Source organism: Rhizobium sp. SVR5-2C (assembly GCF_056755115.1).
Map to the genome: position 1 here is coordinate 1 of NZ_JBNDHT010000458.1, position 256 is coordinate 256.

Sequence of the window (256 nt, forward strand, 5' to 3'; positions counted from 1 at the left end):
GCCACAGCTTGTCGCTCGCGTAGAACGACACGCCCGTGCCCGGGTGGTCCATCAGGTTGCGCCCGACCATGTCGGAGCTGTTCGCGACGCCGTTCGGGAAATCGCGGTTCGCCGACATCAGCAGGATCTTCTGCGTCTCGATGCCGTTGGCGGCCACCACGAAGTACTTGCCTTCGACGCGATGGTCGGCGCCCGTCTTGTCCTTGTAGATCGCGGCGACGATGCGCTTGTCCGGGCCAGTCTCGAGCTTGTAGAC

At 64.1% G+C, this 256-nt stretch carries 1 pseudogene; it reads right to left on the reverse strand.

Going from position 1 to position 256, the window contains the following annotated elements:
* Positions 1-256 (reverse strand): annotated as a pseudogene (locus ACPYOI_RS36515) (choline dehydrogenase); the annotation flags it as partial.